This window comes from Clostridium sp. SY8519, assembly GCF_000270305.1.
Lineage (GTDB): Bacteria > Bacillota > Clostridia > Lachnospirales > Lachnospiraceae > SY8519.
Genome location: NC_015737.1, coordinates 2,377,550 through 2,401,331, shown reverse-complemented (window position 1 = coordinate 2,401,331; position 23,782 = coordinate 2,377,550). Strand labels below are relative to the sequence as shown.

Annotated in this window: 19 protein-coding genes; 1 reads left to right on the top strand and 18 read right to left on the bottom strand. The window is 51.4% G+C overall.

Going from position 1 to position 23,782, the window contains the following annotated elements:
- Positions 1-27: 27 nt before the first annotated feature.
- The 14 genes from CXIVA_RS11055 to tgt form a co-directional block, all read right to left on the bottom strand.
- Positions 28-1,416 (bottom strand): glycine--tRNA ligase, encoded by a 1,389-nt coding sequence (locus CXIVA_RS11055; RefSeq protein ID WP_013978120.1) that lies wholly within the window; start codon positions 1,414-1,416, stop codon positions 28-30.
- A 120-nt stretch (positions 1,417-1,536) separates the two neighbouring features.
- Positions 1,537-2,268, bottom strand: a complete 732-nt coding sequence (recO, locus tag CXIVA_RS11050) for a DNA repair protein RecO (protein WP_242822932.1) — start codon at positions 2,266-2,268, stop codon at positions 1,537-1,539.
- A 30-nt stretch (positions 2,269-2,298) separates the two neighbouring features.
- The gene (gene era / locus CXIVA_RS11045; RefSeq protein ID WP_013978118.1) at positions 2,299-3,213 is read right to left on the bottom strand and encodes a GTPase Era; all 915 of its coding nucleotides are present in this window, start codon (positions 3,211-3,213) and stop codon (positions 2,299-2,301) included.
- Complete coding sequence (locus CXIVA_RS11040; protein WP_013978117.1) at positions 3,213-6,152, bottom strand: insulinase family protein; 2,940 nt, start codon at positions 6,150-6,152, stop codon at positions 3,213-3,215. Before CXIVA_RS11040 ends, era begins: the two co-directional genes overlap by 1 nt.
- Before the next feature lie 181 nt (positions 6,153-6,333).
- Entirely contained in the window at positions 6,334-6,537 is a 204-nt protein-coding gene (locus CXIVA_RS11035) for a cold shock domain-containing protein (RefSeq protein ID WP_013978116.1), read from the bottom strand.
- A gap of 159 nt (positions 6,538-6,696) precedes the next feature.
- Positions 6,697-7,620: a mechanosensitive ion channel family protein gene (locus tag CXIVA_RS11030; protein WP_013978115.1), complete on the bottom strand. Its 924-nt coding sequence runs from the start codon at positions 7,618-7,620 to the stop codon at positions 6,697-6,699.
- 8 nt (positions 7,621-7,628) lie between these two features.
- The gene (locus CXIVA_RS11025) at positions 7,629-8,864 is read right to left on the bottom strand and encodes a DUF1015 domain-containing protein (RefSeq protein WP_013978114.1); all 1,236 of its coding nucleotides are present in this window, start codon (positions 8,862-8,864) and stop codon (positions 7,629-7,631) included.
- A 116-nt stretch (positions 8,865-8,980) separates the two neighbouring features.
- The gene (locus CXIVA_RS11020; protein WP_013978113.1) at positions 8,981-10,144 is read right to left on the bottom strand and encodes a phosphoglycerate dehydrogenase; all 1,164 of its coding nucleotides are present in this window, start codon (positions 10,142-10,144) and stop codon (positions 8,981-8,983) included.
- A 44-nt stretch (positions 10,145-10,188) separates the two neighbouring features.
- The gene (serC, locus tag CXIVA_RS11015) at positions 10,189-11,286 is read right to left on the bottom strand and encodes a 3-phosphoserine/phosphohydroxythreonine transaminase (protein WP_013978112.1); all 1,098 of its coding nucleotides are present in this window, start codon (positions 11,284-11,286) and stop codon (positions 10,189-10,191) included.
- Between the two features lie 27 nt (positions 11,287-11,313).
- Positions 11,314-13,005 carry a biosynthetic-type acetolactate synthase large subunit gene (gene ilvB, locus CXIVA_RS11010; RefSeq protein WP_013978111.1) on the bottom strand — a complete coding sequence of 564 codons (1,692 nt, stop codon included), beginning with the start codon at positions 13,003-13,005 and terminating at the stop codon, positions 11,314-11,316.
- 6 nt (positions 13,006-13,011) lie between these two features.
- Entirely contained in the window at positions 13,012-14,688 is a 1,677-nt protein-coding gene (gene ilvD, locus CXIVA_RS11005; RefSeq protein ID WP_013978110.1) for a dihydroxy-acid dehydratase, read from the bottom strand.
- Positions 14,689-14,759: 71 nt separating this feature from the next.
- Entirely contained in the window at positions 14,760-15,860 is a 1,101-nt protein-coding gene (gene leuB, locus CXIVA_RS11000; protein WP_013978109.1) for a 3-isopropylmalate dehydrogenase, read from the bottom strand.
- Positions 15,861-15,921: 61 nt separating this feature from the next.
- Positions 15,922-16,302, bottom strand: a complete 381-nt coding sequence (gene yajC / locus CXIVA_RS10995) for a preprotein translocase subunit YajC (protein WP_013978108.1) — start codon at positions 16,300-16,302, stop codon at positions 15,922-15,924.
- 86 nt (positions 16,303-16,388) lie between these two features.
- Positions 16,389-17,519, bottom strand: a complete 1,131-nt coding sequence (gene tgt / locus CXIVA_RS10990) for a tRNA guanosine(34) transglycosylase Tgt (RefSeq protein ID WP_013978107.1) — start codon at positions 17,517-17,519, stop codon at positions 16,389-16,391.
- 138 nt (positions 17,520-17,657) lie between these two features.
- On the opposite strand from tgt, the gene aroC reads away from it, so the two are divergent.
- Complete coding sequence (gene aroC / locus CXIVA_RS10985) at positions 17,658-18,758, top strand: chorismate synthase (protein ID WP_013978106.1); 1,101 nt, start codon at positions 17,658-17,660, stop codon at positions 18,756-18,758.
- Positions 18,759-18,924: 166 nt separating this feature from the next.
- Here aroC and CXIVA_RS10980 read toward each other — a convergent pair whose 3' ends face one another.
- Genes CXIVA_RS10980 through CXIVA_RS10965 form a run of 4 tightly spaced genes read right to left on the bottom strand, consistent with a single transcriptional unit; the run spans position 18,925 to position 23,584 of the window.
- A complete protein-coding gene (locus tag CXIVA_RS10980; RefSeq protein ID WP_013978105.1) occupies positions 18,925-19,977 on the bottom strand; it encodes a beta-propeller fold lactonase family protein in 1,053 nt (350 codons plus the stop codon).
- A gap of 2 nt (positions 19,978-19,979) precedes the next feature.
- Positions 19,980-21,221, bottom strand: coding sequence for a U32 family peptidase (locus CXIVA_RS10975; RefSeq protein WP_013978104.1), 1,242 nt, complete (start codon positions 21,219-21,221; stop codon positions 19,980-19,982).
- Positions 21,218-21,880 (bottom strand): O-methyltransferase, encoded by a 663-nt coding sequence (locus CXIVA_RS10970; RefSeq protein ID WP_013978103.1) that lies wholly within the window; start codon positions 21,878-21,880, stop codon positions 21,218-21,220. The genes CXIVA_RS10975 and CXIVA_RS10970 overlap by 4 nt, the downstream gene beginning before the upstream one ends.
- An 18-nt stretch (positions 21,881-21,898) precedes the next feature.
- Complete coding sequence (locus CXIVA_RS10965; protein ID WP_013978102.1) at positions 21,899-23,584, bottom strand: ribonuclease J; 1,686 nt, start codon at positions 23,582-23,584, stop codon at positions 21,899-21,901.
- Between the last annotated feature and the right edge of the window lie 198 nt (positions 23,585-23,782).

Here is a 23,782-nt window from a genome sequence, read left to right as displayed (position 1 = left end):
TTTGTCTTAAATTCTGCTGCTTACCGATCAGAAGGTGAACTTATCCGCAAAGTACGCATCCAATTCATCAATGGGAATCCGCACCTGCTCCATGGTGTCACGATCCCGCACGGTTACGGCATGATCTTCCTCGGAATCAAAATCATAGGTTACACAGAACGGCGTACCGATTTCATCCTGACGTCTGTAGCGCTTGCCGATATTTCCGCGGTCATCATATTCACAGTTGAATTTTTTGCTCAGCTGCGTATAGATCTTTCCTGCCGGTTCCGCCAGTTTTTTGGACAGGGGCAGAACGCCGATCTTTACCGGGGCCAGCGCCGGATGGAAATGCATCACCGTACGGGTATCTCCGCCTTCCAGCTCCTCTTCATCATAAGCGCTGCAGAGGAAGGCCAGAACAACACGGTCTGCGCCCAGAGACGGTTCAATTACATAAGGAATGTATTTCTTGTTTTTCTGGTCATCGAAATAGGTCAGATCCTGACCGGATACGGTCTGATGCTGTGTCAGGTCGTAATCGGTGCGATCCGCGATTCCCCACAGTTCGCCCCAGCCAAAGGGGAAGAGGAATTCGATATCTGTGGTTGCCTTGCTGTAGAAAGACAGCTCTTCCTTGTCATGATCCCGCAGACGGATTTCATCCTCTTTCAGGCCAAGGCTGGTAATCCAGTTGACGCAGAAGGAACGCCAGTATTCAAACCACTCCAGGTCCGTATCCGGTTCACAGAAAAATTCCAGTTCCATCTGTTCAAACTCACGGGTACGGAAGGTAAAATTGCCCGGTGTGATCTCATTCCGGAAGGATTTTCCGATCTGTCCGATTCCGAAGGGAATCTTCTTGCGGGAGGTACGCTGTACGTTCTTGAAGTTGACAAAAATACCCTGTGCGGTCTCCGGACGAAGATAAACGGTATTTTTCGCGTCTTCCGTAACCCCCTGAAAGGTCTTGAACATCAGATTGAATTCACGGATATCCGTAAAGTTATGCTTTCCGCAGGTAGGGCATGGAATCTGGTTCTCATCAATAAAGGATTTCATCTCTTCCTTGGTCCAGCCGTCAACCGATGACGTCAGGGAGATTCCCTTCTCCTGGGCATAATCTTCTATGATCTTATCCGCCCGGAAACGCTCATGGCACTCCCGGCAGTCCATCAGCGGATCGGAAAAGCTTCCCAGATGTCCGGAAGCGATCCAGGTCTGCGGATTCATCAGAATCGCCGCATCGATCCCGACATTGTACGGACTTTCCTGGATGAACTTCTGCCACCAGGCCTTTTTCACATTATTTTTTAATTCCACACCCAGGTTGCCGTAATCCCAGGTATTGGCCAGTCCGCCGTAAATCTCGGATCCCGGATATACAAATCCTCTTGATTTGGCAACGGAAATGATTTTTTCCATTGTTTTTTCCATAACTCGAATTCCTCATTTCTTATTTTGTTATTGGGTTAAAAACACTCGCTTTTCAGTATATCGTTATCCATACATCTTTGCAAGTAGCCGGATTCATTTCAGAAAAGAATATGGCATGAATCAGAACTCCGCCGGGAGAAAGCGCTCACTCTTCAGCGGCCGGTCCAGGTACACATGGAAAAACCGGTGAATGATATGGGAAACCGTATCATATACTTCATCTGTCACGCGAAAATTAAAGAGTTTTTCCACCGGAGAGGCGATAATATACTGCAGGGTGTACAGCGCGGATGCGTCAATGGGCGTTCCATGGGTGCCGTCATAGCAGCTGCTGCAGACCACCCGCTGACCGGCGGGATCAAAATATTCCAGATGTTCCCTGCTGCCGCAGTACCTGCACTGGAACACATCCGGATAGGTGCCGTTAAAGCTCAGCGTCTTTAACTCATAAATACACCGGATCAGCCGGCGCTGCACCCGTCCGGCAATCAATGCCCGGAGGGCCTGATACAAAAGCTTCAGCTGCTGGATATTTTCCTCTTCTTCCGCGCAGAAATAATCGGCAATTTCCAGAAAGTAACAGCCGTAATACGTCAGATCCAGATCCCCGGTGATCTCCCGGAAATAATTGGAAATCTCCGCTTTTACAATGGTATAGCTGGTTCGACCCGCATACGCTTCAAAGGTTCCGAAACAAAACAGGCCTGTCGCAGCCTGCAGGGAGCTTTTGGGCCGCCGGGCCCCGCGGACAAAAGCAGTCACTTTCCCGTGCTCTTTTGTCAGCAGAACGATTCGTTTGTCGTATTCACCGGCCGGCGCGGATGCAAGGACCATTCCGGTCAGGGTAATCATCTGTGACACAGTTTCTCACCGCCGTCTCTGTTAATAAATGTCATTTTTGTTGTAGCCGAAATTTTTCATCTGAATATCACTGTCCCGCCAGTCTTTTCTGACTTTTACCCACAGCTGCAGGTTGACTTTTTTCCCCAGCATCGTTTCTATCTCCGGCCGGGCCAGACTGCCGATCTTTTTCAGCATCGCTCCCTTTTTTCCGATGACAATTCCCTTATGGGAGTCCCGCTCGCAGATAATGGTTGCTTCAATGTCCACCATTTCCTTTTTGCCGGGACGCTCTTTCATGGATTCCACTGCCACCGCGATGCCATGGGGAACCTCCTCCTTCAGCGCGCGAAGGGCCTTTTCCCGGATCAGCTCAGCCACAATCTGACGTTCCGGCTGGTCCGTAATCGTGTCTTCGTCATAAAACATGGGACCATAGGGCAGATATTTGAAAATGGTCTGAACCAGATCCTCCACATTGTCGCCTTTCAGGGCGGAGAGCGGAATGATTTCCGCGAAATCGCAGACTTTTCGGTAGGTATCAATGTACTCCAGGATTTCCTCTTTTTTTACGGTGTCAATTTTATTGATCACCAGAATCACCGGTGTTTTTACTTTTTTCAGTTCTTCGATGATATGCTTTTCACCGGCGCCGATAAAATTACTGGGTTCCACCAGCCAGAGAATCACATCCACTTCTGACAGCGTATGCTCTGCCACATGCACCATGTATTCCCCCAGCTTATTTTTGGCTTTATGAATCCCCGGGGTGTCCAGAAAAATAATCTGTCCGGTTTCCTTATCGGTATAGATGGTCTGGATCCGATTGCGGGTGGTCTGCGGTTTGTTGGACGTAATGGCAATCTTCTGCCCGATGATCCGGTTCATCAATGTGGATTTCCCCACATTCGGACGGCCGATCAGTGTCACAAATCCTGATTTGAACTTGTCTTTCATCATGCGTTCTCCTGTTTATTCTGTGCCAGCGCAGTCAGTGCGTCAAACAGAGACTTTTCCTTTTTCAGTGTATCTTCATTGCCGATCACACAGATTTCCCTGTCTCTGCATGCGTCAGCCAGCGCGTCGGCAAGTCCGCGTATCTGTTCCGTGTCTGCGCGAAGCACTTCTTCCCGCTCTTTCTGTACATCCTCCCATGTGAGCCCGCTGACTGCCGCCAGGAGGGACCGCCTTCCTTTGGCTGCCGGAGACAGGGGAGCATCCATTTCGCTGAATGTACCGATGACAAATTTTGTCATATCCCGGGAATCGATGGTAAAGTTTTTCAGATACTCCGGAACTGCTTCATAAACAGCCAGGGATTCCTTCAGTTTCGGATCCCGGTAAGAAGTAAAATACACGTCACCGCTTCGCGTAATGGCCGCGGAACACCCGTAAGCGCCTCCCTTGACACGAATTCTGTTCCAGAGATAGTCAAAGCTCATAATGGATTTGAAAATACGCATGCTGCCATGGTACGGATAACGGGCGGTATCAAAATGTCCTGCTTCTGTTACATACTGGATCATAGAAGCATCGGTAAATCCTTCTGCCTTTGGCAGACGCGGCTGAAGCATCTGTGGCATCCGCTTTCCGGAGGCATACAGGCGGCCTGCGAAATCCGGGAAATTCTGTTCAAATTCCGGACGCAGATCCGGCAGGCAGGTCACACTGACCTGCAGCCGGTCGGCAGTAAAGATCTGCTGCCCCAACCCGGTAAGCGTATGCTGCAGTTCCGGCCAGCGTTCCTCAAAATGATTGACAATATCTTCCAGCACCTGATAGTAGGCAATGCCGGATACCAGATCCTGGAACCGATATCTGCCGGAAGTATGGGACAGGGCACGGGTGACGCCTGCCGCATGGCCGTTTTCGCTGAGTTCGGTACGAAGCTGGGATTTTGCTTCCGCCAGTACATTGCTGATCCGCTCCTTGTCCGTAAACCGGGTATGGAACAGAATGCTTTCCATCAGTTCCTGGGCTTTTCTGTAATTCTGGGCCAGCACTTTCGTCCGTGCCTCAAAGGCCGGATGATAGCCGCCTGCCTGTTTCAGATCGGCGTATACATTGATTTCTTCCCAGACGCCGCCGGTATGCAGGCCGATTTCCGCTGTCAGTTCCCGGTAGGTATAAGTGTCTGTGTCCAGTTTTCCCAGTAAATGACGGTAAATTCCCGCATAGGGAAGCAGTTCCTCCGGAAGATCATGAAGGTCAAAAAGAAGGTCCGCGTAAATGATCCCGTTGGTCTCATACTCATGATACAGCACCGGAATGTCCGACACCCGGGAAGCCACATTGGAGAAGGGTTCCGCTTCTTTTTTCATATCTTCCCTGCTCAGCATCGGAATGGTGCGGAGCGCTTCCTGGGTAGATTCCTCGGCGCCAAACTGATGCACTGCCTCGGTCTCCCGGATCAGTCTCTGGATTTCTTCCGGCTCCAGCGAGTCTTTGTACTGTTTCAGCGCTTCTTTCTGCGCTGCTTCCCGCACGCCGTTCAGTCCGCGCTTCGGTACAGCCGTTACCGCAGAGCGATGGGGATTCTCAATCATCCAGGTCTGTACCAGCCGTTCGTAATAATCCGTATCCAGTTTCTTCCGCAGTTCGTCAAATACCCGCAGTTCATCCAGATGCAGGAACGGCTGATTTTCATCGTACAGCCAGCTGTCCATCAGCTGCAGGCCGATCATCAGTCCCTTCGGGAAACGGCCGTAATCCCCTTCCCGGAATTTGAATTCGGCGCTGTTTAAAGCAGACAGCAGATCCCGCCGGTTAATTCCTTTTTCCACCTGCTCCCGCAGCGTCCGGTCAATCACAGAAAGGAACTCCTCTTTCTGGGATTCTTCCGCATGTTTGGCGATTACAGAAAAATAAGGCTGATATATCCCGGAATCAAATCCGCCGTAAATGTCATCTCCGATTCCCGCTTCCACCAGTGCCTGGCGGATCGGGGAACCCTGGCTGCTTAACAGGGCATAATCCAGAAGCTCAAAGGCAATGTAGTGATACTGATCCAGGGCGGTTCCAATGGACCAGCTTACGGAAAGATAGGTATTCTTTTCCTCTGATTCGGAGGCGCTGACGGGATATTCCCTGCGCAGCTCCCGGGGTGTCTGAAACGGCGGCTGCAGCGTAAGGGCGGAGTCCACCGGGGCAGAATCGAAATGGCACAGATATTCCCGGTCCAGGAACTCCAGTCTCTCATTGATATCCATATCTCCATACAGATAGATATAGCTGTTGGAGGGATGATAATAGGTTCTGTGGAACTCCAGATATTTTTCATAGGTCAGCTGGGGAATTTCCGCCGGGTCTCCGCCGGATTCATAGCGGTAGGCAGTATCCGGATACAGGGAGCGCAGAATCTCACGTTCCAGCACACTGTCCGGGGAGGAAAACGCGCCTTTCATCTCATTGTACACGACTCCGTTGATGGTAAGGTCATCCTCCGGACGCTCCGCTTCATAGTGCCAGCCTTCCTGGCGGAAAATGTTGATGTTGCTGTAGATATTCGGATAAAATACACTGTCCAGATAGACATCCATCAGATTGGAAAAATCCTTGTCGTTGCAGCTGGCCACAGGATAAACCGTTTTATCCGGATAGGTCATGGCATTCAGAAAGGTATTCATGGATCCTTTCACCAGTTCGATGAAGGGATCTTTCAGCGGAAACTTACGGCTGCCGCATAATACCGTATGCTCAATAATATGCGGTGTTCCCGTATTGTCACAGGGCGGCGTGCGGAACCCGATAGAAAAGACTTTGTTTTCATCCCGGTTGGACAGAATCACAATTCTGGCGCCGCTTTTTTTGTGCCGCAGAAGAAGTCCCCTGGACTGCACAGATTCCAGGGATTCCTCTTTGATCAGTTCATAGGCATTGTTCTCTTTGTAATCCATATATTCTCCTTTGCGTGCAGAACGCACACACTGTCTTTGATTTCTGTTTCCCGTCATCTGACGTACTCTACATTATACCGCAGTTGACAGAAAAAACCACCCTCAGAACTTCGTAAAAAAAGACTGCCAGGCAATTTGTCTGACAGTCCTTGGTTCAGTATTGTTCTGTGGATTCCCCTTTTTAGCTGATGCGGTTCACATTTGCTGCCTGAGGCCCCTTCTCGCCCTGGACAACTTCGAACTCAACAGATTCCCCATCTTTCAGTTCTTTGAATCCATCCATGTTCAGTGCGGAGAAATGAACGAATACATCATTTCCCTCGGCATCGGAAATAAATCCGTATCCTTTTTTCGCATTAAACCATTTTACTGTACCTTGCTGCATAACTAAAGTCCTCCTACTGAATGCTTTTTGATGCATTTGTGCATCTTATATAGAAATTAATCTATCATATTTGTTTTTATTTGTCAATATATTTATAGTTGTATCAGGTTTATTATGCAATATGTACAATTTCTGATTGTTTTACAGCTTCCGCTTTATTTATACCGGAAGCTGCTGTTCCAGACGGATCTCCATATGCTGCGCGGGAATCGGAATCTTCGCCTCAATTAAATAGCGCCGTACTTCTTCATAAATCACTCCGGTGCAGTTCCAGTAATCGCTGACCGGCACATACATACGGTACCCGATCTCAGCCCCGTCCCCGGTAAGCCCCCGGATAAACGCGCTGACCGGCACATCCTTGCAGCGATTCGGGTACCGGTTCAGGATTTCTTTTAAATCTTCCTGGATCTGAACCGTATCCGCGTTCAGCGGAACTTTTAAACTGAAATTCACCGCCATATTCCCGTTGCGGCTGAAATTCGTCAGACTGCTGTTGGACAGCGCGCCATTCGGCAGCACCAGGGTTTTCCGGTCAGAGGTCCGAAGTTTGGTATAACACAGCTGGATTTCCTCCACGATCCCCTCGTTTCCATTGGAATCTTCCCGGATATAGTCCCCTACCCGAAAGGGATGCAGAATCAGGATCAGAAATCCTCCGGCAAAATTCGACAGGCTCCCCTGCAGCGCCAGCCCTGCGGTCAGTCCCAGGGAGGCAATGACCGCCGCCGCGTTGCTGGCGGGGATACCGAAGACTGCCAGGATCAGAAGAATCAGAACCACATAAAGCACCAGTCCGATCACCTGGGAAAAGAACTGTTTCACCCCGGTATCCAGGGACGTTCGGTCAATCATCCTGCGGATTGGCTTTTTCAGTGCGCGTATGATCCTGCGTCCCACAAAAAAGACCACAAGGGCAAGGACCACTTTGATCCCGATATTTACCAGTCCCGGCAGGCTGCTGTTAAACCATTGAACCAGCGAAGACCAGTCAAAGGACACCGGTTTGCTGACTTCATTCAGCTGTTTGGTCAGTTCCTCCCCGGAAGAAGACGCTGCCGCGGATGTAAGTGATATCAGCATAATTCTCCTCAGATTTCGTGAATAAACAGTCCGCTTCGTAACTTCGGTTCAAACCAGGTGGATTTCGGCGGCATCAACCGTCCCGCGTCAGCCACTGCAAAAAGCTCGTGAATCGATGTGGGATACATGGCAAAGGCTGCCCGGCAGTCCGTGCCACACCGGCGTTCCAGCTCTTCCGTTCCCCGGATGCCGCCGACAAAATCAATGCGCGGATCTGTCTTCGGATCTTTGATCCCAAGCACCGGCTCCAGGAAAAGATTCTGAAGCAGGGATACATCCAGGCCATTGACCGGATCCTCGGAACGGTTTTCCGGTTTGATCCGGCACAGATACCAGTTTCCATCCAAATATGCAGTAAACTCGCCCTTCTGCTGCGGATGGTGTTCCGAACCGGTCAGCAGGGAGACCTCAAATACTTCCCGGAGTTTCTGAAGGAATTCCTCCGGTGTCAGGCCGTTCAGATCTTTCAGTACCCGGTTGTAATCCATAATGTAGAGCTGATCATCCGGAAACAGCACGGACAAAAAGTAATTAAAGGGTTCACTGCCGTCATAATCCGGATGTTCCCTGCGTCGCTTCAGACCGACTTTCACGGCGGAAGCGCTCCGATGGTGACCGTCCGCTATATAAATGCTGTCAATGGCCGCAAAAGCCTGCTGAATCTGACCGATATCCGCCGGATCAGAAATAATCCATACGGTATGCCGGACGCCGTCCGGAGCAGTAAAATCGTACACCGGCTCCTTTTCTTTTGTCCGGGAAACCACAGCGTTAATCGGTTCGCTGGAACGGTAGGCCAGAAAGATCGGACCGGTCTGCGCATTGCAGGCATCCACATGGCGGATACGATCCAGTTCTTTTTCCTCCCGGGTGTTTTCGTGTTTGCGGATAACACCGTTCTGATAGTCATCGATGGACGCGCAGGCTGTAATTCCGGTCTGAGTGCGTCCGTTCATGGTCAGTTCATAAATATAGTAGCAGGGCGTCTCTTCCCGGACAAAATCGCCGCAGTCTACCATTTCCCACAGCAGATCGTGTGCCTTCCGGTAAACCTCATCAGCGTACATGTCTGTTCCCGGCGGAAACTGTGTTTCCGGCCGGTCAATCCGGAGGAAGGACTCCGGTTCTCTTGCGGTTTCCTCACGGGCCTCCGCTTCGTTATATACATCATAGGGCAGCGCCGCGATACGGGAGGCCTTCTCCCTGCATGGGCGAATGCATCGGAATGGTTTTATGGTTGCCATATCTGTTTCCTTTCTCTGCTGACGAAATCCGGTACTGATAGAAAAAACTGATCCGCACCTTCCATTGGTTCAAGCACGGATCAGTATTCCTCAAAACACGGCAGTATCTGGTAAAACTATTTTACAACGCGTACACGGATCACACCGTCCACTTCGCTCAGGGTACGAATCAGCTCGTCCGATGCCGGTTCGTCCAGATCGATCAGGGTATAGGCGTAATCCCCCCTGCTGCTGTTTTTCATTTCTGCGATGTTAATGTCTGCGTCGCCGAGAATCGTCGTATATTTGCTGATGGAAGATTTCGCGTTTTTATGCATAATCGCAATACGGCTTGCAGCTTCACAGGTGCCCATCTCACAGGCCGGGTAGTTGACAGAATTGCGGATATTTCCATTGGACACATAATCCATGATCTCATCCACAGCCATGACTGCGCAGTTATCCTCGGACTCGGCAGTGGAAGCGCCCAGATGAGGAATGACAATGCATCCCTCTTTTCCTGCTGTTTTGGCGGAAGGGAAATCCACGACATATTTCGCAACTTTGCCGGCTGCCAGGGCTTCTACCATAGCCTCCTCGTCTACCAGTGTATCTCTGGCAAAGTTCAGGACAACGGCAGTCTCCTTCATGGAAGCGATTGCCTCCCGGCTGATCATGCCCTTGGTGCTCTCAAGCAGCGGCACATGAATTGTGATATAATCACAGGTTTTATAGATTTCTGCCGGATCATTCACACGATGTACATCTCTGGAAATCGACCATGCAGCATTCACAGACAGATAGGGGTCGTAACCTACGACATCCATTCCCAAAGCAAGGGCTGCATTTGCGACGCGGACACCGATGGCACCCAGACCGATGACGCCCAGCTTCTTGCCGGCAATCTCACAGCCTGCAAACTGTTTTTTCGCTTTTTCCGCAGATTTGGCGATGCCGTCATCGGAGGCATTTGCCTTCACCCAGTCAATTCCGCCCAGGATATCCCTGCTTGCCAGAAGCATGCCGGCCAGTACCAGCTCTTTGACGCCGTTGGCATTTGCTCCGGGGGAATTAAATACGACAATTCCCTGCTCCGCGCATTTGTCCAGCGGGATGTTGTTCACACCTGCGCCGGCCCGGGCAATGGCAATCAGCTGTTTGGGAAGCGCAAGGTCATGCATTGCGGCACTGCGGACCAGTGCAATATCAGCGTCTTTGAGCTCTTCTGTTTTCTCATATTCATCGGTAAATAAATCCAGACCGCAGGCTGCGATGGGATTTAAAGTTGTATACTTAATCATTCTGATCAATCTCCGTTCCTTTGATAGGCTTCCTGTATGAAATTTTATTTCACAAGGGCATCTTTGTTGTCTTTCTCAAACTGCTTCATAAACGCAACCAGATCGATGACACCCTGGGTCGGCATTGCGTTGTAAATCGATGCGCGCATGCCGCCTACGGTACGATGACCCTTCAGGTTTTCAAAACCTGCAGCTTTGGATTCTGCCACAAACTTAGCTTCCAGATCTTTGTCACCGATGACAAAAGGCACATTCATCAGAGAACGGTCCTCTTTCCGTACGGTTCCCTTGAACATATCATTATTGTCCAGATAATCGTAAAGGATCTTTGCCTTTTCCTGATTATGCTTGTGCATGCCTTCCAGGCCGCCCATCTGCTTGATCCATTTGAAGGTTTTGCCGCACATATAGATATTCCAGCAAGGCGGTGTGTTGTACAGGGACTGTTTATCCGCGAAAGTCTTCCAGTTTAAGATGGTCGGTGTGTACTTCGGCACATCTTCACGGATCAGGTCGTTGCGCACGATGACAATCGCCATGCCGGCCGGGCCTACATTTTTCTGTACGCCGCCGTAGTATACGCCGTACTTTGTGATGTCAACCGGGCGGGACAGGAAGCAGGAGGAGGCATCCGATACCAGATCTTTGCCTTTGGTGTTGGGCAGATTCCAGTATGTGGTTCCGTAAATGGTATTGTTCTCGCAGATATATACATAGTCTGCATCCTCACGAATCGGAAGGTCGGAACAATCCGGGATATAGGTAAATGTCTTGTCAGCGGAAGAAGCGATTGCCTTCGCATCCAGATATTTCTGTGCTTCTTCGTAAGCTTTCTTTGCCCAGTTGCCGGTGATAATATAATCTGCTTTGCCGTTGCGCATCAGATTCAGCGGAACAGCCGCGAACTGAGCGGTACCGCCACCCTGAAGAAATAATACGGTATAGTTATCCGGGATTCCTACCAGTTCACGGATATCTTTCTCTGCTTCATCGATAATATCCTGGAACATGGAGGAACGGTGACTCATCTCCATTACCGACATACCGCATCCGCGGTAATCCATCATTTCTTCCTGTGCTTCTTTCAGCACTTCTTCCGGCAGGGTAGCCGGACCTGCAGAAAAATTATACACTCTGCTCATTACTGTTGTACCTCCTACTGTACCAATTTATTTATTCTGAATTTTTTTGGAATAATCAGCTTCATCGAATGCGTTTCCGATGGAATCCCCAGGGGCTACCATGGGCCATACGTTGTCATCGCTTCCAATCCTGCAGTCCAGGACAACCGGTCCGTTTTCCTTCAGGGCTGCGGCAAATGCCTCCTGGAACTCTTCCCGTGTGCTGACGCGGAATCCCCTGGCTCCCAGGGCTTCCGCCACCCGGACAAAATCCACGTCATCGGTAAACGATGTATTGGAGTAACGCTTTCCGTAAAAAAGTTTCTGCCACTGATGCACCATTCCCAGAACGGAATTGTTGACAATGACTTCAATCAGGGGCACCTGTTCCCGGACAGCGGTCAGAATCTCATTGAAATTCATGCGGAAACATCCGTCACCGGCGATGTTGACCACCTGTTTGTCCGGGTTTGCCATCTGTGCGCCGATGGCGGCGCCCAGGCCGAATCCCATGGTCCCCAGTCCGCCGGATGTGAGATAGGTCCGGGGCCTGCTGTATTTGTAATATTGGGCTGCCCACATCTGGTGCTGTCCCACTTCCGCCACAATGATGGCGTCTCCTTTGGTCTGACGGTAGATTTCTTCCATCATATACGGGCCGCAGAGTCCCTGCTCACTGTACCGCATGGGATATTTCTGCTTGTATTCCTCCACCTCCGCGATCCACGGATCATGGTTCTGTCTGGTCAGCAGCTGGTTCAGGCGAGCCAGGACTTCCCGGACATCACCGATGATGCATTCATCCGTATGGATATTTTTGTTGACTTCTGCCGGATCCACATCAATATGGAGAATCTGCGCATCCGCGGCAAACCGTTTCGCGTTGCCGATCACACGGTCGCTGAAACGGGTGCCGATGGCGATGAGAAGATCGCAGCGGCTGACACCCAGGTTGGATGCCTTGGTTCCGTGCATGCCAAGCATGCCGGCATACAGCGGATCCGTTCCGCTGAAGGCCCCTTTTCCCATGAGCGAATCACAGACCGGAGCCTGTACTTTTTCCACAAACTCCTTCAGTTCGCTGCTGGCTTCGGAAATCACCGCGCCGCCTCCCACAAAAATAAAAGGCTTGCGGGAAGACTGGATCATGGAAACAGCATGGTGAAGACTTTCATTGCTGATCCGTTCGGTACTGCGCGGCGGAATTTCCACCGGTCTGCGGATAAACTCTGCCTTCGCGCCAGTCACATCCTTCGGGATGTCCACCAGAACCGGCCCCGGTCTGCCGCTTCTGGCAATTCGGAAGGCGCGGCGGATGGTATCTGCCAGACGGTTCACATCTTTTACGATAAAATTATGCTTGGTGATCGGCATGGTGATGCCCGCGATATCCACTTCCTGGAAACTGTCCTTTCCAAGGAGCGGCACGCCCACATTGCAGGTGATGGCAACCACGGGAACGGAATCCATATAGGCAGTTCCGATTCCTGTCACAAGGTTTGTGGCGCCGGGACCGGAAGTGGCGAAACAGACACCTACCCTGCCGGTAGAGCGGGCATAGCCGTCTGCCGCATGGGATGCCCCCTGCTCATGGGACGTCAGCACATGGTGAATTTCGTCTGCGTGCTTGTACAGCTCATCATAGATATTCAGGATGGCACCGCCCGGATAACCGAAGACGGTGTCCACCCCCTGTTCTTTCAAACATTCGATTACGATTTCTGCTCCAGTTAAAAGCATTGGTTCTTAATCCTCTTTCCCAGGAACTTTCAGTACCGCTCCTGTATTACCGGAAGTAACCATTGCAGCGTAACGTGCCAGGTATCCGGTGGTTACACGCGGTTCTCTCGGCTGCCATTTTTTCTTTCTTTCTGCCAGTACTTCATCCGGAACATCCACATTCAGTGTATTCTCCGGGATGTTGATTTTGATGATATCGCCCTCTTCGACCAGTGCAATGGGGCCACCCACTGCTGCCTCCGGAGAAATATGTCCGATAGCCGCGCCGCGGGAAGCGCCGGAGAAACGTCCGTCTGTCAGCAGTGCCACAGTGGATCCGAGACCCATGCCGATAATCGCGGAAGTCGGATTCAGCATCTCACGCATGCCGGGTCCGCCCTTCGGGCCCTCATAGCGGATGACTACCACATCACCCGGGTTGATCTTGCCGCCCTTGATTGCGGTGATGGCATCCTCTTCACAGTCAAATACCCGGGCAGGTCCTTCGTGCACCATCATCTCCGGAGCCACGGCAGAACGTTTTACCACGCCGGAATCCGGGGCAATATTTCCTTTCAGTACGGCAATGCCGCCGGTTTTGCTGTAAGGATGATCTACCGGACGGATGACTTCCGGATCACGGTTAATCCGGCCTTTCATGTTCTCACCGATGGTCTTGCCGGTAACCGTCATGCAGTCTGTATGCAGAAGATTTAATTTGTTTAATTCATTCATTACCGCATAGACACCGCCGGCATTGTTCAGGTCTTCCATGTAGGTAGGGCCTGCCGGTGCCAGATGGCACAGGTTCGGTGTCTTGTCGCTCATGGCATTTGCCACATCCAGATCGATTTCGATTCCTGCTTCATGGGCGATGGCCGGAAGATGCAGCATGGAGTTTGTGGAGCATCCCAGTGCCATATCCATGGTCAGCGCATTCATGAACGCGTCCCGTGTCATGATGTCCAGAGGTTTTATGTCTTTCTCCAGCATATTCATAACCGCCATGCCGGCATGTTTTGCCAGTTTGATACGATCGGAATAAACTGCCGGGATGGTACCGTTTCCGGGAAGTCCCATACCCAGGGATTCGGTCAGGCAGTTCATGGAGTTTGCGGTATACATACCGGAGCAGGAACCGCAGGTCGGGCATGCATGCTCTTCAAAGTCCAGTACGCCGTCTGCGTCCATCTTTCCAGCCGCATAAGAACCGACTGCCTCAAACATGGAAGAAAGGGAGGTCTTATGATTATTGACACGTCCTGCCAGCATGGGACCGCCGCTTACGAATACCGTGGGGATATTCAGACGGGCTGCAGCCATCAGCATGCCCGGAACTGTTTTATCGCAGTTGGGGATCATAACCAGCGCGTCAAACTGATGTGCCATGGCCATGGCCTCGATGGAATCCGCAATCAGGTCACGGGTTACCAGAGAATATTTCATTCCGATATGGCCCATGGCAATTCCGTCGCAGACCGCGATGGCGGGAAATTCCACCGGCATACCGCCGGCTTCTGCTACACCCAGCTTTACTGCCTGGCAGATTTTATCCAGGTTCATGTGACCGGGAACGATTTCATTGTATCCGTTTACAATGCCTACCAGCGGTTTCTGCATTTCTTCCGCGGTAAATCCCAGCGCATTAAACAGTGATCTGTGGGGTGCCTGCTGCATGCCTTTGTTTACGTTATCACTTCTCATTTTGGTTTCTCCTTTAACATATAAAACATTTTATCCAGTCCGGGACAGGTGCCCGGTTTCTGACTGTTCTTTCAGATTCTCTCGCAGATCAGGTCACCGGCCTGGACTGTGCCGATCTGTGTGACTTTTTTCCGATCTTCCTCATCATGGGGCATGATATCAATGGTACGGTACTGATCTTTCAGCAGCTGTGTCACTGCATTTTCTACAGCCGCCGCCTCCTGATCCAGATCAAAGGAATACCGAAGCATCATAGCCGCGGACAGGATCGTCGCAATCGGATTTGCGATGCCTTTGCCGGCGATATCCGGCGCGGATCCGCCGCTGGGCTCATACAGGCCGAACTTGGTATCGTTCAGACTGGCGGATGCCAGCATTCCCAGGGAACCGGTAACCATGCTGGCTTCATCCGAAAGGATATCGCCGAACATGTTCTCTGTCAGGATCACATCAAACTGACGGGGATCTCTTACCAGCTGCATGGCCGCGTTATCCACCAGCATATGCTCATAGGATACGTCCGGATAGTCCACAGCCACCTCTTCCACGATTTTTCTCCAGAGTCTGGAGGAATCCAGCACATTTGCCTTATCCACACTGGTTACTTTTCTGCGGCGTTTGCGGGCAATGTCAAAGGCCTTGACGGCAATCCGCCGGATCTCGTTTTCATTGTACGTCAGGGTGTCTGTCGCTGTCAGCACACCGTCCACGGTCTCCGTGCTTCTCTTTCCGAAATAAAGCCCGCCGGTCAGTTCCCGCATAATCATCAGGTCAAAACCGTCCCCGCTGATGTCCGGGCGCAGCGGACATGCCGCCTTCAGTTCTTCATACAGATGCGCCGGGCGGAGATTTGCGAAAAGATTCAGGGCTTTTCTCAGCTTTAATAATCCCGCTTCCGGCCGTTTGTCCGGCGGAAGCTGATACCAGGGCGATGTGCTGGTATTGCCGCCGATGGATCCCATCAGAACCGCATCCGATGCCTTGGCCTGCGCAATGGCATGATTGGTCAGGGGCTCACCGGTGGCGTCAATGGACACCCCACCCATCAGAATCTCGTCATATTCAAAGGTATGGCCGAACTTTTCTCCGACTTTATTTAACACTTTTTTCGCTTCGTTAACAACTTCCGGTCCGATTCCGTCACCGGAAATCACACCAACATGATAGACCATGTCTGTAACCTCCCACTGGAATGTGAAGAATGCCCCCGAAAAATCCGGGGGCAGAATTGATTTATTTCTTCTTACGGCCAAACAGTCCTTTTGGCTTGTTTAATTCTTCGTCATTTTCCTTTGCTGTATCTTCTTCTGTCGCGATTGCATCTTCTGCCTTTTCCACCTGAGCAATTGCCGCACGCTGCATCGGAATCCGGCAGTTTTTGTTGTTGCCGAACTCAACGATCACGGTTTCATCCTCAATGTCAATAATCGTACCATAGAAACCGCTGGTAGTCAGTACGGTATCTCCGACTGCCATCCGGGACATAAGATCATTCTTTCTCTGCTGTTCCTTTCTCTGCGGGCGAATCATAAATACGAACATGAAGACCACCAGGATAACCACCCAGATAATCAGCATACTTCCTGACTGTCCGCCGCCGGATAAAATTGCCATGTTAAATCCTCCTAACATCAACCTGTATACTTTGTGTTCCTAAATTGATAAAAACACTGCTCTATATTCTACAAGAAATCTGAAAATTATTCAAGTGATTTCATACCTGAAATCTTCTCATTTTTGTATTCCTGAAACCTGCCTGCTTCAATCGCATCCCGGATTTCCTGCATCATGGTATTGTAGAAATACAGGTTGTGCAGCACACAGAGCCGCATGCCCAGCATTTCCTTCGCTTTCAGCAGGTGACGCAGATATGCCCTGGAGAATCTCTGACAGGTGGGACAGCCGCAGCCTTCCTCGATGGGGGTCATATCCTTCTCATATTTCCGGTTAAACAGATTGATCTTTCCGTGATTCGTATACACATGCCCGTGGCGGCCGTTTCTGCTCGGGTATACACAGTCGAAGAAATCCACGCCCCGGTCCACGGCCTCCAGGATATTCTCCGGTGTGCCGACTCCCATCAGATAGGTGGGTTTGTCCTGGGGAAGATACGGCACCGTCACATCCAGGATGTGATACATCTCTTCATGGGTTTCTCCTACAGCAAGGCCGCCGACCGCGTATCCGTCCAGATCCATATCCGCGATGGTTTTGGCGTGTTCGATCCGGATATCTTCATATATCGCTCCCTGATTGATTCCAAACAGAAGCTGGCTGCGGTTGAGGGTGGTTTCCATTCGATTAAGCCGCCCCATTTCCTCCTGGCACCGTTTCAGCCAGCGGGTGGTACGATTGACCGACTGTTCCACATAGCTGCGTTCCGCCAGCGCCGGCGGACACTCATCAAACGCCATCGCAATCGTCGATCCCAGATTTGACTGGATCTGCATGCTCTCTTCCGGCCCCATAAAGATCTTATGTCCGTCGATATGGGAGCGGAAGCTGACGCCCTCTTCCCTGATTTTTCGCAGTCCGGCCAGGGAAAACACCTGAAATCCGCCGGAATCTGTCAGAATCGGGCCGTGCCAGTCCATAAAACGGTGCAGGCCGCCCAGTTCATGGATTAACTTGTCTCCCGTCCGCACATGGAGATGATAGGTATTGGCCAGCCAGACCTGGGTATGGATCTTCTCCAGGTCGGAAGCGTCTACCGCGCCCTTGATTGCCGCCACAGTTCCCACGTTCATGAAAACCGGTGTCTCGATTACGCCGTGAACGGTTTTCAGGCGTCCGCGTTTTGCCCTGCCGTCTGTTTTTAAAACCTGATACATGGATTGCCTCTCTTTACTTTTATTTTTATTTCCATTATGATGGATAAATACTGAGTCCATCCGATATTATTCATGGAACAGGAATATCTGTCAAGAAGTTTAACACCCGAATTTTTATCACTGCAGGAGGAGATCCATATGGCAGGATCCACATACGGAACTTTATTTTCCATTACAACCTGGGGAGAGTCCCACGGCGCCGGCATCGGTGTCGTCATAGACGGCTGTCCGGCCGGTCTGTCCCTGTCCCCTTCCCACATTCAGGACTTTCTGGACCGCAGGAAACCCGGTCAATCCGAATTTTCCACCCCGCGAAAGGAAGCTGACGCAGTGCAGATCCTGTCCGGCGTCTTTGAAGGGAAGACCACCGGCACGCCCATCAGTCTCTTCGTACCCAATACGAACCAGCACTCCGGCGATTACAGCAAATTAGCGGATGTATACCGTCCCGGCCACGCAGACTATACCTTTGACCGGAAATACGGCTTCCGGGATTACCGCGGCGGCGGCCGTTCCTCCGGACGCGAAACCATCGGCCGGGTGGCGGCCGGCGCGGTCGCCTCCCGCATTCTGAATACACTGGGGATTTCCCTGTGTACCTACACCAGTTCCATCGGACCGGTTTCCTGTGACCCCCTGGGGTTCGACCCGGATCAGATCCGCCGCAATGCCCTCTATATGCCGGATGCAGAGGCTGCGGCCCGGGCATCGGAATACATTCGGCAGTGCATGAAGGAAAAAGATTCCATCGGGGGAATCATCGAATGCCGGGTGACCGGACTCCCGGCCGGACTGGGCGACCCGGTCTTCCGCAAGCTGGACGCCTGCCTGGCACAGGCAGTCCTTTCCATCGGCGCGGTCAAAGGATTCGAAATCGGCGACGGTTTTCAGGCCGCCGGAAACAGAGGCTCGGAAAACAATGATCCCTTCTGCCGCCGCAGCGACGGTTCTGTGGGCAAGCAGACCAATCATGCCGGCGGTGTCCTGGGAGGCATCAGCGACGGCGATACACTCTGTTTCCGTGCCGCAGTCAAGCCCACGCCCTCCATCGCCCAGCCCCAGCAGACCGTAAACCGGGAGCATCAGCCCTGTGAAATCACCATCGGCGGCCGTCACGATCCGGTCATTGTCCCCCGTGCCGTGGTAGTTGTGGAATCCATGGCCGCCATAACGATCCTGGATCTGCTGATGACAAATATGTCTGCCACCATGGATTATCTCCTCCGCATTTACCGGTAATGCCAGCTAGTTACCGGTCAGTCCGAACTTATCTATTTCTGCAAAAAACCTGTCTTCCGTATATGGACCGTACAGATCCTGTTTTCGGAAGGCAGGTTTTTTTCGCTGATTGCAGCAGTTCGTAAATTGCGGTAGCCTGCAGGCGGTCGGTAAACCGCGCTGCCGGCTACACCAGCTTGCAGATTGCAATGCAGTTGGGCTGTTCCACCTGGATTGGCTTTGCATCCATAAGAAAATAATTTTTCGGATAATTCATGTACAGAGAAATAATCTCATTAGTATCATGGGCCAGCACTGCCACATGCCGGTTGTCCGGCATGAGCCCCAGTGCTTTCGGATAACTGCCGCTGGTGCGGTTTTCAAACAGTTTGCTCAGCAGTCCGGTCTTCAGATCCACATTAAACACTGTCATGGTATTTGTGCCGTTATTTCCCACAAGAAGATGTTTGCCTCCCATGGTCAGTTCCATGGAGCAGGCTGCGATACTGCGGAAATCTTTCTCTTCGGAACAGGGGATCTTCTGAATGGTTTCAAAGGTATTGAAGCCGTCTTTATCGATTCCCAGCTGAAAAACAGTTACGGTATTGTCCGCCTCGGAAAGAAGATAGGAAAATCTCCCGTCCGCGGAAAAACGGATCGCGATCGGCGAACTGTTGATTTCCAGCCGCAGGATATCATGGAGCTTCAGCTTGCCGGTCTTCGGCTGAAGATGATAGATTTTTACATGATCCAGTCCGGAATCCACTGCCGCGAATCCCACGGTGTCCGGCAGCTGACGGATACAGGTGACATGGGGCGCGGATGCAGATTTTGTCAGACCTTTTGTTGTGTTTTCATGAAACACATTATCCGCGATCGCCCCCACGGAGCCGTCCTCATTTACGTGCAGCACAGAAACGCTGCCGTCATGGTAGCCGCCCACAAACAGATATTTTCCGTCTTTTGAGATTTCCAGATCTGTTCCGCGCATCGCCCCTGTCCAGGCCGCGTTCAGCGGCTGCAGATCGCCGTCTTTCTGAATCCGGAAAGAACGGACGCCTTCATCCGCAATGGAATACAGAAAACGGCGGTCCTTGGATACCACGATATCTGACGGATTATTGATGGGCACCACTTTTCGTTCCCGCATCTTCCAGGTAGCCGGATCTATATCATAAATATGGATTCCCCTGCTGCTGCCGTGTGTATAGGTTCCAACATAAGCTACATACTGTTCCATAATTATGCCTGTACTCCTTCTTTCTCCTGTCTCCGCAGAATATCATAAGGCTCCAGTTCCGCTCCCAGGTCCACATGGACTTCCTGTCTGGAATGCGGACAGCTCTGCATCTCATTTCCTTCCGCGTCTGTGAGGGACCGCACGGTCACAGACAGATTTCTGCCGTCCGGTTTCATGATTTCAATGGTTTCTCCCACTGAAAATTTATTCTTCTGTTCAAACACGCCTCTGCCCTGCGCATCCAGCTGACGGATCACCCCAAGATAGGTATAGGCACGGACATAGGTGTTGTTATCATAGATCTGGGCTTCTTCCGACGGTTTGCCGAAAAAGAATCCGGTTGTAAACTGGCGGTAAGTGCAGTCGGAAATCTGATCCAGATACCAGGGCATATTTGCGCGGTATTTTTCCGGACTTTCCAGATAATCGTCAATTGCCCTGCGGTAAGTACGTGCCACGGTGGCCACATACAGCGCCGTCTTCATCCGTCCCTCTACCTTCAGGCTGTCCACGCCCGCTTCGATCAGCTCCGGCAGATGTTCAATCATGCACAGATCCTTGGAGTTAAACAGAAAGGTGCCTCGTTCATTTTCATAGACCGGCATATACTCTCCGGGCCTCGTCTCCTCCACCACGGAATATTTCCAGCGGCAGGGGTGGGTGCAGGCTCCCTGATTGGCATCCCGGCCCGTCATATAGTTGCTTAACAGGCAGCGGCCGGAATAGGAGATGCACATGGCCCCATGGACAAAGGTTTCGATTTCCAGATCATCCGGAATGTGGGCCCGGATCTCCCGGATCTCTTCAATGGAAAGTTCCCGGGCTGTCACCACACGGGTAGCCCCCAGGGAATGCCAGAAATTATAAGTGCCGTAATTGGTGTTATTCGCCTGGGTGCTGATGTGAATGTCGATTTCCGGGCATACTTCTTTCGCAATTGCAAAAACTCCCGGATCCGAAATCAGGATCGCGTCCGGGCGTATTTCCTTCAGTTCCCGGAAATATTCCCGCACGCCTTCCAGATCCCTGTTGTGGGCCAGAATGTTTGCCGTAATATATACTTTCACCTGATGCGCATGGGCAAACGCAATGCCCTCCCGGATCTCATCATTGGTAAAATTCTTGGCCTTCGCGCGGAGCCCGAAGGCCTCGCCGCCGAGATACACCGCGTCCGCGCCGAAAATAACTGCTACTTTCAGCACTTCCAGACAGCTGGCAGGTATCAGTAATTCAATATTTCTCATTCCCGTCCTTTCTCAGCGGTTTTCTTTACGCTGATGGTTACACCGTCGCCGGATGGCAGAATACAGGTATCCAGATCTTCTCTGTGGGTAAGGGTATACAGATACTCCCGCATCCGCTTGTGAATCGTTCGGTTGCGCCGCGCAACCGCATACCTGGATTCAATGATATCCCCGTCCTGAAGCACATTATCGGAAATCAGCATTCCGCCGGGCGCCAGGAGACGCATAATATCATCCAGGAAGCTCAGATACTGCCCTTTCGCGGCATCCATGAAAATAAAATCATATGGTTCTGTCAGCGTCTTCAGCACATCCGCCGCATCCCCTTCCAGCAGCGTGATCTCATCGCTTCTGCCGGCCCGCCGGAAATTCTCCCGGGCAATGGGGATTCTTTTTTTATAATTCTCAATCGTTGTAATCCGCACCGGATCCGGCGCGGATTCCGCCATCAGCAGGGAGGAAAACCCGGTTGCCGTACCGACTTCGAGAATTCTGCCCGGCCGGACTGCCGCAAGCATGACCCGCAGCAGTGACTGGGTCTCCTTCCTGATGATGGGCACATAGTCCGCAAGGGCCTCCTGCTCGATCGCTTTCAGCAGCGGCGGCAGTTCCTGGCTGAAGGAATTCATAAACGTGGTGTAACGACTGTTTACTATCATATGTCTTCCGAATACTTCCTATACATCCATAATAATCGGAATGATCATTGGTTTCCGTTTTGTCTTTTTCCAGAAGAAGCTGCCAAGATTCTCCCGGATTTCACTCTTGATCTTTCCCCAGTCCCGGATGCCTTTTCTGGCAATGCGGTCGACGGTATCATTCAGGACTCCCTGAGATTCCTCCATCAGGCTCTCAGACTCCCGCACGTAGATAAATCCCCGGGACACAATATCCGGACCCGCGATAATCTGTCCGGAAGCTGAATCCATGGTCATGACCACAATCACGATGCCGTCCTCTGCCAGATGCTGCCGGTCGCGCATGACAATGTTTCCCACATCGCCGATGCCCAGTCCGTCTACAAATACATTTCCTACCGGAACGGTTCCGATCACATCCGCTCCCTCATCATCAATCGCCAGCACATCGCCGGAGTTGATCATAAGGATATGGTCTTTGTCATATCCCATTTCCGCGGCAATCGCTGCCTGTGCTTTTCTGTGCTTGAATTCTCCGTGAATCGGGATCGCATATTTGGGATGCACCAGGGAATAAATCAGTTTGATCTCTTCCTGGCAGGCATGGCCGGATACATGGGTATCCTGGAAAATCACTTCCGCGGACTGGGCGTACAGTTCGTTAATGATCTTTGATACGGCTTTTTCGTTGCCCGGAATCGGATTGGAACTGAATACAATCAGATCGTTGGGGCTGATTTTTACTTTTCTGTGGATCCCCATGGCCATCCGGGACAGGGCAGCCAGCGGTTCTCCCTGGGAACCGGTGGTAATCAGCACCGTCTTTTCATCCGGATAGTTCTTTAACTGGTCCACTTCCACCAGTGTATCCTTCGGCACCTTCAGATAGCCCAGCTCGGAAGCAATGGAGATGATGTTTACCATACTCCTGCCTTCCACGCAGACTTTTCTGCCGTAGACATGCGCGGTGTTGATGATCTGCTGCACACGGTCCACATTTGACGCAAAGGTGGCAATAATAATTCTCTGGTTCTGGTGTTCCCTGAAAATGGTGTCAAAGGCCTTGCCCACTACCCGTTCAGACTTGGTAAAGCCGGGACGCTCGGCATTGGTACTGTCGCACATCAGCGCCAGCACACCCTTTTTGCCCAGTTCTCCGAAACGCTGCAGGTCAATCGCGTCGCCGAACACCGGTGTGAAATCCACTTTAAAATCGCCGGTGTGCACAACAATACCTGCCGGAGAATAGATCGCCAGGGCAGCCGCATCCTGAATGCTGTGATTGGTCTTGATGAATTCCACCCGGAAACATCCGAGATTAATGTGCTGGCCGTATTTCACCACTTTCCGTTTGACCTGATCCAGCAGGCTGTGTTCTTCCAGTTTATGCTCAATCAGTCCCATGGTCAGCTTGGTGGCGTAGATCGGCACATTGACCTCCAGAAGCACATAGGGCAGCGCGCCGATATGGTCCTCATGGCCGTGGGTGATGAAAAATCCTTTGACCCGGTCCAGATTTTCCTGCAGATAATCCAGCACCGGCACACACAGGTCAATTCCGTACATATCATAATCCGGAAATGCCATTCCGCAGTCCACCACAATAATGCTGTTGTCATATTCGAAGGCGGTAATATTCATTCCGATGGTTTCCAGACCGCCCAGGGGGATAATCTTTAGTTTTTTGTCATAATTTACCTGATTTTTTTTGTTTTGTTTTGCCAAACTCCTACCTCTTTTCTGTTTTTACACACAGAAAAACAGTCCCTCTGCTGCCTCTGCGCAAAGAAACAGGCGGGCATCTCTGTCCGCTGATCCGTAAACTGTTTTCTGTTGTCCTCTGTGATGCACTCACATCCGACAGGCGCCGCGAAACCGGCTGCTTCCGTTTCCTCTGCGGAACAAACGTGAAAAACGCAGGTT

What these genes read in the sequence shown, in the direction of transcription:
- CXIVA_RS11055 (WP_013978120.1), bottom strand. Translation starts at nt 1,416, where the DNA reads ATGGAAAAAACAATGGAAAAAATCATTTCCGTTGCCAAATCAAGAGGA.
- recO (WP_242822932.1), bottom strand. Translation starts at nt 2,268, where the DNA reads ATGATTACCCTGACCGGAATGGTCCTTGCATCCGCGCCGGCCGGTGAA.
- era (WP_013978118.1), bottom strand. Translation starts at nt 3,213, where the DNA reads ATGAAAGACAAGTTCAAATCAGGATTTGTGACACTGATCGGCCGTCCG.
- CXIVA_RS11040 (WP_013978117.1), bottom strand. Translation starts at nt 6,152, where the DNA reads ATGGATTACAAAGAGAACAATGCCTATGAACTGATCAAAGAGGAATCC.
- CXIVA_RS11035 (WP_013978116.1), bottom strand. Translation starts at nt 6,537, where the DNA reads ATGCAGCAAGGTACAGTAAAATGGTTTAATGCGAAAAAAGGATACGGA.
- CXIVA_RS11030 (WP_013978115.1), bottom strand. Translation starts at nt 7,620, where the DNA reads ATGCTGATATCACTTACATCCGCGGCAGCGTCTTCTTCCGGGGAGGAA.
- CXIVA_RS11025 (WP_013978114.1), bottom strand. Translation starts at nt 8,864, where the DNA reads ATGGCAACCATAAAACCATTCCGATGCATTCGCCCATGCAGGGAGAAG.
- CXIVA_RS11020 (WP_013978113.1), bottom strand. Translation starts at nt 10,144, where the DNA reads ATGATTAAGTATACAACTTTAAATCCCATCGCAGCCTGCGGTCTGGAT.
- serC (WP_013978112.1), bottom strand. Translation starts at nt 11,286, where the DNA reads ATGAGCAGAGTGTATAATTTTTCTGCAGGTCCGGCTACCCTGCCGGAA.
- ilvB (WP_013978111.1), bottom strand. Translation starts at nt 13,005, where the DNA reads ATGCTTTTAACTGGAGCAGAAATCGTAATCGAATGTTTGAAAGAACAG.
- ilvD (WP_013978110.1), bottom strand. Translation starts at nt 14,688, where the DNA reads ATGAGAAGTGATAACGTAAACAAAGGCATGCAGCAGGCACCCCACAGA.
- leuB (WP_013978109.1), bottom strand. Translation starts at nt 15,860, where the DNA reads ATGGTCTATCATGTTGGTGTGATTTCCGGTGACGGAATCGGACCGGAA.
- yajC (WP_013978108.1), bottom strand. Translation starts at nt 16,302, where the DNA reads ATGGCAATTTTATCCGGCGGCGGACAGTCAGGAAGTATGCTGATTATC.
- tgt (WP_013978107.1), bottom strand. Translation starts at nt 17,519, where the DNA reads ATGTATCAGGTTTTAAAAACAGACGGCAGGGCAAAACGCGGACGCCTG.
- aroC (WP_013978106.1), top strand. Translation starts at nt 17,658, where the DNA reads ATGGCAGGATCCACATACGGAACTTTATTTTCCATTACAACCTGGGGA.
- CXIVA_RS10980 (WP_013978105.1), bottom strand. Translation starts at nt 19,977, where the DNA reads ATGGAACAGTATGTAGCTTATGTTGGAACCTATACACACGGCAGCAGC.
- CXIVA_RS10975 (WP_013978104.1), bottom strand. Translation starts at nt 21,221, where the DNA reads ATGAGAAATATTGAATTACTGATACCTGCCAGCTGTCTGGAAGTGCTG.
- CXIVA_RS10970 (WP_013978103.1), bottom strand. Translation starts at nt 21,880, where the DNA reads ATGATAGTAAACAGTCGTTACACCACGTTTATGAATTCCTTCAGCCAG.